This is a genomic window from Streptomyces sp. CLCI03, assembly GCF_053615355.1.
The window spans coordinates 2,764,231-2,777,951 of the sequence record NZ_CM132132.1 but is presented as its reverse complement, the minus strand read 5'-3'; the positions used below and the strand labels follow the sequence as shown (position 1 = coordinate 2,777,951).

The following is a 13,721-nucleotide window of genomic DNA, read 5'->3' as shown; positions in this document are numbered from 1 at the left end:
CACTGATGTGAACCCTCTGGTTCAGCTCGCGGCCGAAGAGGCGGAAAACCCCCTCATCCCGCCGATCCCCGAGCTCGTCATCGGTCTGATCGCCTTCGTCATCGTCTTCGGTTTCCTCGCGAAGAAGCTCCTCCCGAACATCAACAAGGTTCTGGACGAGCGTCGCGAGGCCATCGAGGGCGGTATCGAGAAGGCTGAGGCCGCTCAGACCGAGGCCCAGAGCGTGCTGGAGCAGTACAAGGCCCAGCTCGCCGAAGCCCGGCACGAGGCCGCGCGCCTGCGCCAGGAAGCGCTGGAGCAGGGCACTGCGCTCAAGGAAGAACTGCGCGCAGAGGGCCAGCGGCAGCGTGAGGAGATCATCGCTGCCGGCCACGCCCAGATCGCGGCGGACCGTAAGGCCGCCTCTCAGGCGCTGCGTCAGGACGTTGGCAAGCTCGCCACCGACCTGGCCGGAAAGCTCGTCGGCGAGTCCCTCGAGGACCACGCCCGGCAGAGCCGCACCATCGACCGCTTCCTCAGCGAGCTTGAGGAGAAGGCCGAGGCGGCCCGATGAACGGAGCGAGCCGCGAGGCGCTGGCCTCCGCGCGTGAGCGTCTCGACGCGCTGACGGACAACACGTCCGTCGACGCGACGAAGCTCGCCGGTGAGCTGGCTGCCGTCACCGCGCTGCTCGACCGTGAGGTCTCGCTGCGTCGGGTCATCACGGACCCGGCGCAGTCCGGCGAGGCCAAGGCCGAGCTGGCCGGTCGCCTGCTCGGCGGCCAGGTCGGCGGGGAAACCCTCGACCTGGTGTCCGGCATGGTCCGGTCCCGCTGGTCGCAGTCCCGCGACCTGGTGGACGCGCTGGAGGAGCTGGCGGCCACCGCCGACCTCACGGCCGCCCAGCGGACGGGCGCGCTCGACAACGTCGAGGACGAGATCTTCCGCTTCGGCCGGATCGTCTCCTCGAACACCGAGCTGCGTGCCGCGCTGACCGACCGCGGTGCCACCGCCTCGGCCAAGAGCGAGCTGCTGCGCAGCCTGCTCGGCGGCAAGGCGGACACCGTCACCGAGCGCCTGGTGATCCGTCTTGTCACGCACCCGCGTGGACGTAGCCTGGAAGCGGGACTGGAGTCCCTTTCCAAGCTCGCCGCCGAGCGCCGTGACCGCATGGTCGCCACCGTGACCAGCGCGGTTCCGCTCAGCGACGTGCAGAAGGCACGCCTCGGCGCGGTGCTGGCCAAGCTGTACGGCCGACAGATGCACCTGAACCTCGACGTGGACCCCGAGGTCCTCGGCGGGATCTCGGTGCGAGTCGGCGACGAGGTCATCGACGGCACCATCGCGGACCGCCTCGCCGAGGCGTCGCGCCGCATGGCCGGCTGACCAGCACCAAAAGAACAGAAGCATTCCTAGCGGCCCGGTTGGGCCGTGCAGAACTTGCAGAAGATTCCTGGGGGTCGCCCCCAGACCCCTAAGAAGCTTCAGGCCCAACAAGGAGAGCAGGGAACCCAGATGGCGGAGCTCACGATCCGGCCGGAGGAGATCCGGGACGCACTGGAGAACTTTGTCCAGTCGTACCAGCCGGACGCGGCCTCGCGCGAGGAGGTCGGAACGGTCAGCGTTGCCGGCGACGGCATCGCGAAGGTGGAGGGTCTGCCCTCCGCCATGGCGAACGAGCTGCTGAAGTTCGAGGACGGCACCCTCGGTCTCGCCCTCAACCTCGAGGAGCGCGAGATCGGTGCGGTCGTCCTCGGCGAGTTCAGCGGTATCGAGGAGGGCCAGCCGGTGCAGCGCACCGGTGAGGTGCTCTCGGTCGGCGTCGGCGAGGGCTACCTCGGCCGCGTCGTCGACCCGCTCGGCAACCCGATCGACGGTCTCGGCGAGATCGCGACCGAAGGCCGTCGCGCCCTGGAGCTCCAGGCTCCTGGCGTCATGGTCCGTAAGTCCGTCCACGAGCCGATGCAGACCGGCTACAAGGCCATCGACGCGATGGTGCCGGTCGGCCGCGGTCAGCGTCAGCTGATCATCGGTGACCGTCAGACGGGTAAGACCGCTCTGGCCGTCGACACGATCATCAACCAGCGCGACAACTGGCGCTCGGGCGACGTGAACAAGCAGGTTCGCTGCATCTACGTCGCCATCGGCCAGAAGGGCTCGACCATCGCGTCCGTTCGCGGCGCCCTGGAAGACGCCGGCGCGCTCGAGTACACGACGATCGTCGCCGCCCCGGCGTCCGACCCGGCCGGCTTCAAGTACCTGGCGCCGTACACCGGTTCCGCCATCGGCCAGCACTGGATGTACGCCGGCAAGCACGTCCTGATCATCTTCGACGACCTGTCGAAGCAGGCCGACGCCTACCGCGCCGTGTCGCTGCTGCTGCGCCGCCCGCCGGGCCGCGAGGCCTACCCGGGTGACGTCTTCTACCTGCACTCCCGTCTGCTGGAGCGCTGCGCGAAGCTGTCCGACGACATGGGTGCCGGTTCGATGACCGGTCTCCCGATCGTCGAGACCAAGGCGAACGACGTGTCGGCGTTCATCCCGACCAACGTCATCTCCATCACCGACGGCCAGTGCTTCCTGGAGTCCGACCTGTTCAACGCGGGCCAGCGCCCGGCGCTGAACGTCGGTATCTCGGTCTCCCGCGTCGGTGGCTCCGCCCAGCACAAGGCCATGAAGCAGGTTTCCGGCCGTCTGCGTCTGGACCTGGCCCAGTACCGCGAGCTGGAGGCGTTCGCCGCCTTCGGTTCCGACCTGGACGCCGCTTCGAAGGCCTCGCTGGAGCGCGGCAAGCGCCTGGTCGAGCTGCTGAAGCAGGGTCAGTACCAGCCGATGCCCGTCGAGGAGCAGGTCGTCTCCGTCTGGGCCGGCACCACCGGCAAGATGGACGACGTCCCGGTGAACGACATCCGTCGCTTCGAGTCGGAGCTGCTGGAGCACCTGCGCCGCGAGCGCAAGGACCTCCTGACCTCCATCGCGGACGGCGGCAAGATGTCGGACGACACCCTGTCCTCCATCGCGGACGCCATCGCCGGCTTCAAGCGCCAGTTCGAGACCTCGGACGGCAAGCTCCTGGGCGAGGACGCACCGGCCGTCAACGTCTCCAAGTGACGACGGAAGGGACCTGACTCATGGGAGCGCAGCTCCGGGTCTACAAGCGTCGCATCCGTGCCATCACGGCGACCAAGAAGATCACCAAGGCGATGGAGATGATCGCCGCCTCGCGCATCGTCAAGGCGCAGCGCAAGGTGGCGGCGTCGATGCCGTACGCGACCGAGCTCACCCGTGCGGTGACCGCGGTGGCGACCGGTTCGAACACCAAGCACGCCCTGACGACCGAGGTCGAGCAGCCGACCCGTGCCGCGATCGTGCTCATCACGAGCGACCGCGGTCTGGCCGGCGGCTACTCCTCGAACGCCATCAAGCAGGCGGAGCGGCTCACCGAGCGGCTGCGCGCTGAGGGCAAGGACGTCGACACCTACATCGTCGGCCGCAAGGGTCTGGCCTACTACGGCTTCCGTGAGCGCAAGGTCACGGATTCGTGGACCGGCTTCACCGACAGCCCGGCCTACGCCGACGCCAAGCGCGTCGCCGGGCCGCTGATCGAAGCCATCCAGACGGAGACGGCCGAGGGTGGCGTCGACGAGCTGCACATCGTCTACACGGAATTCGTGTCGATGATGACGCAGAACCCGGTCGACGGCCGGATGCTGCCGCTCAGCCTTGACCAGGCTCCGGAGGAGACCGGTGCGAAGGGCGAGATCCTTCCGCTGTTCGACTTCGAGCCGTCGGCGGAGGACGTCCTCGACGCCCTGCTGCCGCGCTACGTCGAGAGCCGCATCTACAACGCACTGCTGCAGTCGGCCGCTTCCGAGCACGCCGCCCGCCGCCGTGCGATGAAGGCGGCGACCGACAACGCCGGAGACCTCATCAAGAGCCTCTCCCGGCTTGCCAACGCGGCCCGCCAGGCCGAAATCACCCAGGAAATCAGCGAGATCGTCGGTGGCGCGAGCGCCATGGCTGACGCGACCGCGGGGAGTGACAAGTAATGACGACCACTGTTGAGACGGCCGCCGCCACGGGCCGCGTCGCCCGGGTCATCGGCCCGGTCGTCGACGTGGAGTTCCCCGTCGACGCCATGCCCGAGATCTACAACGCCCTCAAGGTCCAGGTCTCCGACCCGGCCGAGGACGGCGCGCTGAAGACCCTGACCCTTGAGGTCGCGCAGCACCTGGGTGACGGCCTCGTCCGTACCATCTCGATGCAGCCGACCGACGGTCTGGTCCGCCAGGCCCCGGTGACCGACACGGGCGAGGGCATCACCGTCCCCGTCGGCGACTTCACCAAGGGCAAGGTGTTCAACACCCTCGGTGAGGTGCTGAACTACCCGGAGGAGAACGCCAACGTCACCGAGCGCTGGCCGATCCACCGCAAGGCCCCTCGCTTCGACGAGCTCGAGTCGAAGACCGAGATGTTCGAGACCGGCGTCAAGGTCATCGACCTTCTCACCCCGTACGTCAAGGGTGGAAAGATCGGTCTGTTCGGTGGTGCCGGTGTCGGCAAGACCGTTCTGATCCAGGAAATGATCTACCGCGTCGCCAACAACCACGACGGTGTGTCGGTGTTCGCGGGCGTCGGTGAGCGTACCCGTGAGGGCAACGACCTCATCGAGGAAATGGCCGACTCCGGCGTCATCGACAAGACGGCGCTTGTCTTCGGCCAGATGGACGAGCCCCCGGGCACCCGTCTGCGCGTCGCCCTTGCCGGTCTGACCATGGCGGAGTACTTCCGCGATGTGCAGAAGCAGGACGTGCTCTTCTTCATCGACAACATCTTCCGGTACACCCAGGCGGGTTCCGAGGTGTCGACCCTGCTCGGCCGTATGCCCTCCGCGGTGGGTTACCAGCCGAACCTGGCCGACGAGATGGGTCTCCTCCAGGAGCGCATCACCTCGACGCGCGGTCACTCGATCACCTCGATGCAGGCGATCTACGTCCCCGCGGACGACCTGACCGACCCGGCGCCGGCGACCACCTTCGCCCACCTCGACGCGACGACGGTTCTCTCCCGTCCGATCTCCGAGAAGGGCATCTACCCGGCCGTGGACCCGCTGGACTCGACGTCCCGCATCCTCGACCCGCGGTACATCGCGGCGGACCACTACGCCACCGCGATGCGCGTCAAGGGGATCCTGCAGAAGTACAAGGACCTCCAGGACATCATCGCGATCCTCGGTATCGACGAGCTGGGCGAGGAGGACAAGCTCGTTGTCCACCGTGCCCGTCGTGTCGAGCGCTTCCTGTCGCAGAACACCCACGTGGCGAAGCAGTTCACCGGTGTGGACGGTTCGGACGTTCCGCTCGACGAGTCGATCACCGCGTTCAACGCGATCTGCGACGGTGACTACGACCACTTCCCCGAGCAGGCGTTCTTCCTGTGCGGTGGCATCGAGGACCTGAAGGCGAACGCCAAGGAGCTGGGCGTCTCCTGATCCGGCGCGCTCCTCACGGAGCGCATCCGGTTCGCAGGCCGCCGGCGAACGCCGACAGCGTCTGTGCACGGAGAGGGGCGGGTGTGTCCCGTCCCTCTCCCCACGCCCATTAGAATTTGACCCAACACCCGGCCGACCCGCCGGGTGGTGACCCGAGGAGCCACCTTGGCTGCTGAGCTGCACGTCGAGCTGGTCGCGGCGGACCGCAATGTCTGGTCCGGCGAGGCCACCCTTGTTGTCGCCCGCACCACGTCCGGCGACATCGGCGTCATGCCCGGTCACCAGCCGCTTCTCGGTGTGCTGGAATCGGGCCCGGTGACCATCCGTACCAGCGACGGCAACACCGTCGTCGCCGCGGTGCACGGCGGTTTCATCTCGTTCGCGGACAACAAGCTGTCCCTGCTGGCCGAGATCGCCGAGCTCGCGGACGAGATTGACGTCCAGCGTGCGGAGCGGGCACTGGAGCGTGCGAAGTCGGAGGCCGATGCGGCCGCCGAGCGTCGCGCTGATGTCCGGCTGCGCGCCGTAACGGGCTGAACGCCCGTCGGAGTTTGATCGTTCGAGTCCCGGGGGGCGACCGCCGGGACTCAGCAGACCTCAGCCGCGGTCCGTGCTGGAATTTTCCAGACCGGGTCGCGGCTGAGGCGATGCGGGTCTGTTTTTTCTCATGTGTATTCGATGAGCGAGGAGGTCGGTGAAGATGCTCCTCGCTCTGCTTGTGAGCGGCCTGGTCGTAATCCTGGTGGTGATCGGGCTGTTTGTCTTCGGGTTGCGCCGCAGACTCATCCAGCGGTCCGGCGGCACCTTCGACTGCAGCATGCGCTGGGGTGTGTCCGAGGAGCCCGACATCTCCGGCAAGGGCTGGGTGTACGGGGTCGCGCGGTACAGCGGTGACCGGATCGAGTGGTTCCGGGTGTTCTCGTACTCCCCGCGCCCGCGCCGGCTGCTGGAGCGGTCCTCCATCGAGGTCGTCGCCCGCCGGGCCCCGGAGGGCGAGGAGGAGCTGGCGCTGCTCTCCGACGCCGTCGTGCTCGGCTGTGTCCACCGGGGGACCCGCCTGGAGCTGGCGATGAGCGAGGACGCGCTGACCGGCTTCCTGGCGTGGCTGGAGGCGGCGCCTCCCGGCCAGCGGGTGAACGTGGCGTAGTCGGACGACGGGACGTCAGGACGACGGGACCACGGACAGCGAGAAGCCGGGGAGACGGGGGCGGACCCGTCTCCCCGGCTTCGGTCTTTTACTGCAGCCCGGTGTGGACCGCGTTCGCGAGCTCACCGCCCGTGGTGTCGCCGCTGAACTCCCAGTAGAAGGCTCCCCGCAGGCCCTGCTGCTTGGCCCAGGTCATCTTCCCGGCGATGGTGGCGGGGGTGTCGTAGCTCCACCAGTTGCTGCCGCACTTGGCGTAGGCGGTGCCGGCGACGGTGCCCGTGGCCGGGCAGCTGTTCTTGAGCACCTTGTAGTCCTCGATGCCCTGCTCGTACGTGCCCGGCGCCGGCCCGGTGGCGGTGCCGCCGGGGGCCGCCTGGGTCACTCCGGTCCAGCCGCGGCCGTAGAAGCCGATGCCGAGGTTGAGCTTGGAGCCGGGAACGCCCTTGGCCTTGAGCTTGGCGATGGCGTCCGCGGAGTTGAAGCCGGCCTGCGGGATGCCGGCGTAGGAGGTCAGCGGGGAGTGCGGGGCCGTCGGGCCCTGGGCCGCCCAGGCCCCGAAGAAGTCGTAGGTCATGACGTTGTAGAAGTCGGTGTACTGCGCGGCGCCCGCGTAGTCGGCCTTGTCGATCTTGCCGCCGTCCGAGGCGTCGGCGGTGATGGCCGCGGTGACCAGGTTGTTCGCGCCGAACCGGGACTTCACGGCCTGCATCAGGTTCTTGAAGGCGGCCGCTCCGCTGGTGTCGCAGGACAGGCCGCAGGCGTTCGGGTACTCCCAGTCGAGGTCGATGCCGTCGAAGACGTCGGCCCAGCGCGGGTCCTCGACCAGGTTGTAGCAGGACTGGGCGAAGGCGGTCGGGTTGGCGGCGGCCTGCGGGAAGCCGCCGGACCAGGTCCAGCCGCCGAAGGACCACAGGATCTTGATGTTCGGGTACTGCTTCTTCAGCTTGCGCAGCTGGTTGAAGTTGCCGCGCAGCGGCTGGTCCCAGGTGTCGGCGACGCCGTCGACGCTCTGGTCGGCGGTGTAGGCCTTGTCGTAGTCGGCGTAGGCGTCACCGATGGTGCACTGGCCGTTCTGGACGTTGCCGAAGGCGTAGTTGATGTGGGTGATCTTGCCCGCGGTGCCGGAGGTGACCAGGTTCTTCACGTGGTAGTTGCGGCCGTAGACGCCCCAGTTGGTGAAGTAGCCGAGCTTGACCTTGTCGCCCGGGTCCGGGGGGATGACCCCGCCGGTCGTCGTCACCGTCGCCGAGCCGGAGGAGGGGCCGGTCTGGTCGATGGTGTCGCGGGCGGTGACGCTGTACGTGTAGGTCGTGCCCTTGGTCAGGCCGGAGTCGGCGTAGCTGGTCCCGGTGACCGTGGCGATCTTGTTGGAGCCCCGGTAGACGTCGTAGTTCTTGACGCCCTTGTCGTCCGTGGCCGGGGTCCAGGTCAGGGTGAGCGAGGTGTCGGCGATGTTGCTCGCGGTGGGGGTGCCGGGAGCCGTGGGGGGAGTGTCGCCGGGTTGGGTGCCGCCGTCGCAGGAGGCGCCGTTGATCTTGCAGCCGCTCGGGGCGCCGCCGCCGGCGCCGTTGAAGCCGAAGCTGGCGGTGGCCCCGGGGGCGAGGGTCCCGTTCCAGCCGAGGTTCTTGGCGGTCCAGTGGGTGCCCGAGCCGGTGACGGTGGCGTCCCAGGCCGAGGTGACCGAGGTGCCCGACGGGTAGTCCCACTCCACGGTCCAGCTGCTGAGGGTGGTGGTGCCGGTGTTCTTCACCACCCACTTGCCCTCGAAGCCGGAGCCCCAGTCGGAGACCTTGGTGTACGTCGCCGTCGCGGAGGCGGCCGCCTGGGCCGGGCCGGCCAGGGCGACGAGGCCGGAGACGGGCAGGGCGAGTGCGGCCACGACCGCCGCGATTCGGCCGAAGAACCGGGTGCGCCTGGTGCGGGGTGGGGATGCTGTGCTCAAGGGTGATCCTCCGTAGGTCCGTCGCGGTCGTGGGGACGACGACGACATGGGGGTGGGACCTGCGCCGCCCGTGAGCACGCTTTGTCATGGCACGCTCACCACAGTGTTGCGGCGAGCGTAGAAAGGTCTGGACCAACCGTCAAGAGGTCCAGACCGGTGCGCGCCGACCCGCCTATATCCCCAACTCCTGCGCCAGTACCGCCGCTTGGAGTCGGCTGCGCAGCTCCAGCTTGCCCAGCAGCCTGCTGACGTGCGTCTTGGCCGTCGCCTCCGCCATGTCCAGGCGCACCGCGATCTCCGCGTTCGACAGGCCTTCGCCCAGGGCGCTCAGGACCTCCCGCTCCCGCCGGGTGAGCGAGGCGACCGCGGCGGCCCGCTCCGGCGCCGGGGCCGGTCGCGTCGGGCGGGGCGCCGCGAACTCCGCGATCAGCCGCCGGGTCACCGCCGGGGAGATCAGTCCCTCGCCGCGCGCGACGGTCCGTACCGCCTCGATCAGCTCCGCGGCGTCCGCGTTCTTCAGCAGGAAGCCCACGGCGCCCGCCCGTAGCGCCCCGAAGACGTACTCGTCGAGGTCGAAGGTGGTCAGCACCAGGACGTCCGCCAGCCCCTCCGAGACCACCTGACGGGTCGCGGACACCCCGTCGAGCCGGGGCATCTGCACGTCCATGAGGACGAGATCCGGCCGTAGCTCCCGGGCCAGGCGTACCGCCTCCTCCCCGTCGGCCGCCTCGCCCACCACCTCGATGTCGCCCGCGCTGCGCAGGATGAGCACCAGCCCGGCCCGGACCGCGCCCTGATCCTCCGCCACCACCACCCGAATGGTCATGCCTCCACCGCTTTCTCCTCCGCGGGCAGTGTCGCCCGTACCTGCCAGACCGCACCGGACCGCCCCGCCGTGAACTCTCCGCCCAGCAGCTCCGTCCGCTCCCGCATACCGATCAGCCCGGCCCCCGAACCCGGGGCGCGCGGGCCCGGCCGCTCCCCGAAGGGCGAGTCCACCCCTACGGTCAGCACCCCGTCGGCGTGTGCCACGCGGACCGTGACCGTGCCCGGGGAGGCGTGCTTGAGGGCGTTGGTCAGCGACTCCTGGACGATCCGGTACGCGGCCAGCTCCACGGGAGCCGCCGCCGGTTCCCCGGACGGCCGGTCGTCGTGGAGCACGAACGTCAGCCCGCTCGCCGAGCCGTTGGTCCTGGCCTGCCCGATCAGGGCGTCAAGGCCGCCCAAGGAGGGCACGGCGACCGGCTCCTGATCGCCGCCCGCATCCCGCAGCAGCCCGATCAGACGGCGCATTTCGGCCAGTCCCTGCACGCTGTTCTCACGGATCACCCCGAGCGCGTCCCGGCTGGTGTCGGCCTTGTCGATGGAGAGCGCGGCGGTGGAGTGGATGGCGATGGCGGAGAGGTGGTTGGCCACCATGTCGTGCAGCTCCCGGGCCATCCGGGCGCGCTCGGCGGCCACGGCCTGACTGCGGTCCATCTCGGCCAGCAGGGCGGTCTGCTCGGCGCGCAGCCGGGCGGCCACGGCGGCCTCGCGGTGGTTGCGCAGGGTGGCGCCGGTCAGGGCCGGGGCGAAGCTCACGATGCCGGTGACGACGCCGATCAGCAGGGCCTGCGGGGTGCGCAGCCAGGCCACCGAGACGACGGTGGCCACGACCGTGATCAGGCCGGTGGTGACCGGGAGTCGCCGGGCCATGGCCGGTTTCCCGTAGACGACCGCGGCGTACATCAGGTCGGTGAAGATCACGACGGTGGCGAGGCTGCCGACCGTGAACTGGTCGGCGATCACCCCGACGGTGCCCACGATCAGTGTCAGGTTCGGCTTGGTGCGGCGCAGCAGCTCCATCGAGCCGAGCGCGACCAGCGGCACCAGGGCGGCCCAGGCGGGCAGCATGTTCCGGTGGGGGCTGCTGTAGACGCCGAGCGACCAGAACAGCGTGCCCGCGAGCACGCTGACCACCGCGAGGAGGATGTCGTCACGGTGGGGGCGCAGGTCGTGGATCTTCGTGGTCACGGGCCCATCCAACAGGGTGCGCGGGGTCCGGCGCCTCGGCGGAGAGGCCGAGGTCGCGGTACATCGAACGATGCAGGTCCGGATGGTCAATGGAGACGACGCGCGGGACCCCGCCGGACGGGAGCCTGGATACCGAACGGAGAACCCGAGCGGACGGAGAGTCCCATGATCGTCGCGCTGATCATCGCTTGCGAGGTCGGCTTCTGGGTACTGCTGGCGGCCGGACTGGCCCTGCGCTACCTCGCGAAGATGCCCAGGCTGGGGGCGGCGGTCCTGCTCTGCGAGCCGCTGATGGAGCTGGTCCTGCTGGTGGTCACCACGCTCGACCTCAAGAACGGCGCCGAGCCGGACTGGAAGCACGGACTGGCCGCCCTGTACATCGGCTACACCGTCGCCTACGGCCACTACACGATCAAGTGGCTCGACGGGCACGCCGCGTACCGGCTGGCCGGGGGGCCGAAGCCGGCCGGCGCCGGGTACGGGAAGGAGCGGGCCCGGCACGAATGGAAGCTCTGGATCCGTACGGTGATCGCCGCCGCCGTCGCCCTGACGCTGCTGCAGCTGGCGATCTGGTACGTGGGCGACGCGGGTGACGTCAGCTCGCTCCAGGGCTGGCAGTTCGCCGCCCTGCGCGTGGTCGGCATCCACGCCCTGGTCGCCGTGGCCTACACGATCTGGCCGAGCAAGGCCCCGCGGGCCGCGGAGAAGGCCCCGGCGGACGCCGCCGAGGACCGGTCCTCCCTGACCGGGCGATAGCGGTCAGCGCTCAGCGCTCGCCGCCCGGCACCCACAGCACGTCCCCGACCTCCTTGTTGGCCACCCGGGCCAGGATGAACAGGAGGTCGGAGAGCCGGTTCAGGTAGGTGGCGGTGAGCGGGTTCATCACCTCGCCGTGCACCTCCAGCGCCGCCCACGTGGAGCGCTCGGCGCGCCGGACGACCGTGCAGGCCTGGTGCAGCAGGGCCGCGCCGGGGGTGCCGCCGGGGAGGATGAAGCTGCGCAGCTTCTCCACCCGCTCCAGGAAGTGGTCGCAGTCCGCCTCCAGCTTGTCCACGTAGAACTGCTCCACGCGCAGCGGCGGGTACTGCGGGTTCTCGACCACCGGGGTGCACAGGTCGGCGCCGACGTCGAAGAGGTCGTTCTGCACGCGGACCAGGACCTTCGCCACGTCCGCCGACAGCCCGCCGAGCGCGATCGCCGTCCCGATGGCCGCGTTGGCCTCGTTGGCGTCGGCGTACGCCGAGATCCGCAGGTCGGTCTTGGCGGTGCGGCTCATGTCGCCGAGGGCGGTCGTGCCCTGGTCGCCGGTACGGGTGTAGATGCGCGTGAGGTTCACCATGCGGCCAGGGTAGACGGGCCCGCGGGGGAAATTCCGGGTGAGGTCGCCGCTGCTCACGTACGGTCCGGTGGGGCCGTGGCCCCGGAGGGGAGCGGCGAAGTGGCCGACGTGTACTACATCTGGCGGCTCGCCGAGGCCGCCCAGCAGATCGATCTCCTGGCGGGCTTCCTCGCCACCCGGGACGCGGACGGCCCGGCAGCCCTGCGCGCCTCGGCCGAGAACGCCCGGGCCGGGCGCGCGGCCGTGGCCGCCGGGCGCCTGCGGGAGGCCCTGGACCGCACGGACGACCTGCGCGAAGACGCCGCCCGTTGGGCGGGGCACCCGCACCACCCGGCGAGCCGAGCGCCTTCGAGCACGACGCGAGGGTCTGGGACTACGCCAAGGACATGCTGCGCGTACAGCTCCCGTCGCAGGAGGCGAAGGTCTCCGCCGCGCGCGGGATCCTGAGCACGATCCACCACCTGCGGCGGGAGATCCGCGCGCGCCCGGAGGCGGACGCGCAGGCCCGGGCGGACGCCCTTCACCTCGCGGGACGCGCCGCCATGGCCGTCGAGATCGGCCACCTCGGCGCCGCGCGCAAGGAGCTGAGGCGGCTGCGCGCTCTGGCCGAGAGGTACGCCGAGGACGAGGGCCGGTGAACTGGACGGCGGGGGAGGGTTGCTGGGCCGTACCGGTGTGATGTCCGTCATCTGAGACGTGACGCGTGTTACTTCACGGTCACACCGCACCGCCCGGGCGCTAGTCTCCGCCGGAGTGGCTACGTGACTGTGCCGTATGGAAACGAGGGGTGTGTAGTGGCTGGGAAGCTCGCCGTCATCGGTGCCGGACTCATGGGATCCGGAATCGCGCAGGTCTCCGCTCAGGCGGGTTGGGACGTCGTGCTCCGCGATGTCACCGAGGCCGCGCTGACCCGTGGCACGGACGGAATCAAGGCCTCCTACGACAAGTTCGTCTCCAAGGGCAAGATGACGGCCGAGGACGCCCAGGCGGCCCTCGCGCGCATCACCACCACCACGGACCTCGACGCCGTCGCCGACGTCGACATCGTGGTGGAGGCCGCCTTCGAGAAGATCGAGATCAAGCACGAGATCTTCCGCGCCCTGGACAAGATCGTCCGCGAGGACACGATCCTCGCCTCCAACACCTCCGCCATCCCGATCACGAAGATCGCGGCCGTGACGGAGCGTCCGGAGCGGGTCGTCGGCGCGCACTTCTTCTCGCCCGTCCCGATGATGCAGCTGTGCGAGCTCGTACGCGGCTACAAGACCAGCGACGAAACCCTCGCCACCACCCGGGCGTTCGCCGAGTCCGTCGGCAAGACCTGCATCGTCGTCAACCGCGACGTCGCCGGTTTCGTGACGACCCGTCTGATCTCCGCGCTGGTCGTCGAGGCCGCGAAGCTGTACGAATCGGGCGTCGCCTCCGCCGAGGACATCGACATCGCCTGCAAGCTCGGCTTCGGGCACGCGATGGGCCCGCTGGCCACCGCCGACCTCACGGGCGTCGACATCCTGCTGCACGCCACCAGCAACATCTACACCGAGTCCCAGGACGAGAAGTTCGCCCCGCCGGAGCTCATGCGGCGGATGGTGGACGCCGGGGACATCGGCCGCAAGAGCGGCCAGGGCTTCTACAAGCACTGAGGCCTGGCCCTGCCACGGAGCACCACCGTTCGAATGCCGTCACCCCCAAGGGTGAATTAGGTATCGGTTCGCTCACGGTCGGCAACTTCCCTGCCCGTGCGGCAGTCAGTTGCAGTGAGAGTTGCCGACCACGGACCAGTCGGACCATACGTACGCAGTACCGCCGG

14 protein-coding genes are annotated in these 13,721 nt (G+C 69.5%); 10 read left to right on the top strand and 4 right to left on the bottom strand.

Going from position 1 to position 13,721, the window contains the following annotated elements:
- Positions 1-7 precede the first annotated feature (7 nt).
- The 7 genes from ACWG52_RS12425 (at position 8) to ACWG52_RS12395 (ending at position 6,617) form a co-directional block, all read left to right on the top strand.
- Positions 8-553, top strand: coding sequence for a F0F1 ATP synthase subunit B (locus ACWG52_RS12425; RefSeq protein WP_030008696.1), 546 nt, complete (start codon positions 8-10; stop codon positions 551-553).
- Complete coding sequence (locus ACWG52_RS12420) at positions 550-1,365, top strand: F0F1 ATP synthase subunit delta (protein ID WP_389805611.1); 816 nt, start codon at positions 550-552, stop codon at positions 1,363-1,365. The genes ACWG52_RS12425 and ACWG52_RS12420 overlap by 4 nt, the downstream gene beginning before the upstream one ends.
- A gap of 129 nt (positions 1,366-1,494) precedes the next feature.
- Complete coding sequence (gene atpA, locus ACWG52_RS12415; protein WP_030857153.1) at positions 1,495-3,090, top strand: F0F1 ATP synthase subunit alpha; 1,596 nt, start codon at positions 1,495-1,497, stop codon at positions 3,088-3,090.
- 20 nt (positions 3,091-3,110) lie between these two features.
- Positions 3,111-4,028 carry a F0F1 ATP synthase subunit gamma gene (locus ACWG52_RS12410; RefSeq protein WP_202199699.1) on the top strand — a complete coding sequence of 306 codons (918 nt, stop codon included), beginning with the start codon at positions 3,111-3,113 and terminating at the stop codon, positions 4,026-4,028.
- Positions 4,028-5,470, top strand: a complete 1,443-nt coding sequence (gene atpD / locus ACWG52_RS12405) for a F0F1 ATP synthase subunit beta (RefSeq protein WP_030008700.1) — start codon at positions 4,028-4,030, stop codon at positions 5,468-5,470. Before ACWG52_RS12410 ends, atpD begins: the two co-directional genes overlap by 1 nt.
- Before the next feature lie 165 nt (positions 5,471-5,635).
- The gene (locus ACWG52_RS12400; protein ID WP_030720897.1) at positions 5,636-6,007 is read left to right on the top strand and encodes a F0F1 ATP synthase subunit epsilon; all 372 of its coding nucleotides are present in this window, start codon (positions 5,636-5,638) and stop codon (positions 6,005-6,007) included.
- Between the two features lie 163 nt (positions 6,008-6,170).
- Positions 6,171-6,617: a DUF2550 domain-containing protein gene (locus ACWG52_RS12395; protein ID WP_375940486.1), complete on the top strand. Its 447-nt coding sequence runs from the start codon at positions 6,171-6,173 to the stop codon at positions 6,615-6,617.
- 88 nt (positions 6,618-6,705) lie between these two features.
- Here ACWG52_RS12395 and ACWG52_RS12390 read toward each other — a convergent pair whose 3' ends face one another.
- From ACWG52_RS12390 to ACWG52_RS12380, 3 genes are all read right to left on the bottom strand, one after another.
- On the bottom strand, positions 6,706-8,607 hold the full coding sequence (locus ACWG52_RS12390; RefSeq protein WP_389805606.1) for a glycosyl hydrolase family 18 protein: 1,902 nt from the start codon (positions 8,605-8,607) through the stop codon (positions 6,706-6,708).
- A 124-nt stretch (positions 8,608-8,731) separates the two neighbouring features.
- Positions 8,732-9,385 (bottom strand): response regulator, encoded by a 654-nt coding sequence (locus ACWG52_RS12385; RefSeq protein ID WP_389805603.1) that lies wholly within the window; start codon positions 9,383-9,385, stop codon positions 8,732-8,734.
- Positions 9,382-10,572 carry a sensor histidine kinase gene (locus ACWG52_RS12380; protein ID WP_389805600.1) on the bottom strand — a complete coding sequence of 397 codons (1,191 nt, stop codon included), beginning with the start codon at positions 10,570-10,572 and terminating at the stop codon, positions 9,382-9,384. Before ACWG52_RS12380 ends, ACWG52_RS12385 begins: the two co-directional genes overlap by 4 nt.
- 165 nt (positions 10,573-10,737) lie before the next feature.
- Between ACWG52_RS12380 and ACWG52_RS12375 the strand changes: the two genes are divergently transcribed.
- On the top strand, positions 10,738-11,328 hold the full coding sequence (locus tag ACWG52_RS12375; protein WP_033218851.1) for a hypothetical protein: 591 nt from the start codon (positions 10,738-10,740) through the stop codon (positions 11,326-11,328).
- Positions 11,329-11,338: 10 nt separating this feature from the next.
- Here the strand turns inward: ACWG52_RS12375 and ACWG52_RS12370 are convergent, their stop codons facing one another.
- Complete coding sequence (locus ACWG52_RS12370) at positions 11,339-11,911, bottom strand: cob(I)yrinic acid a,c-diamide adenosyltransferase (RefSeq protein ID WP_389805597.1); 573 nt, start codon at positions 11,909-11,911, stop codon at positions 11,339-11,341.
- A 308-nt stretch (positions 11,912-12,219) separates the two neighbouring features.
- On the opposite strand from ACWG52_RS12370, the gene ACWG52_RS12365 reads away from it, so the two are divergent.
- Both ACWG52_RS12365 and ACWG52_RS12360 read left to right on the top strand, forming a co-directional pair.
- Positions 12,220-12,549, top strand: a complete 330-nt coding sequence (locus ACWG52_RS12365) for a hypothetical protein (RefSeq protein WP_453128686.1) — start codon at positions 12,220-12,222, stop codon at positions 12,547-12,549.
- A 156-nt stretch (positions 12,550-12,705) separates the two neighbouring features.
- Positions 12,706-13,554, top strand: a complete 849-nt coding sequence (locus ACWG52_RS12360; protein ID WP_033218858.1) for a 3-hydroxyacyl-CoA dehydrogenase family protein — start codon at positions 12,706-12,708, stop codon at positions 13,552-13,554.
- The last annotated feature ends 167 nt before the right edge of the window (positions 13,555-13,721 follow it).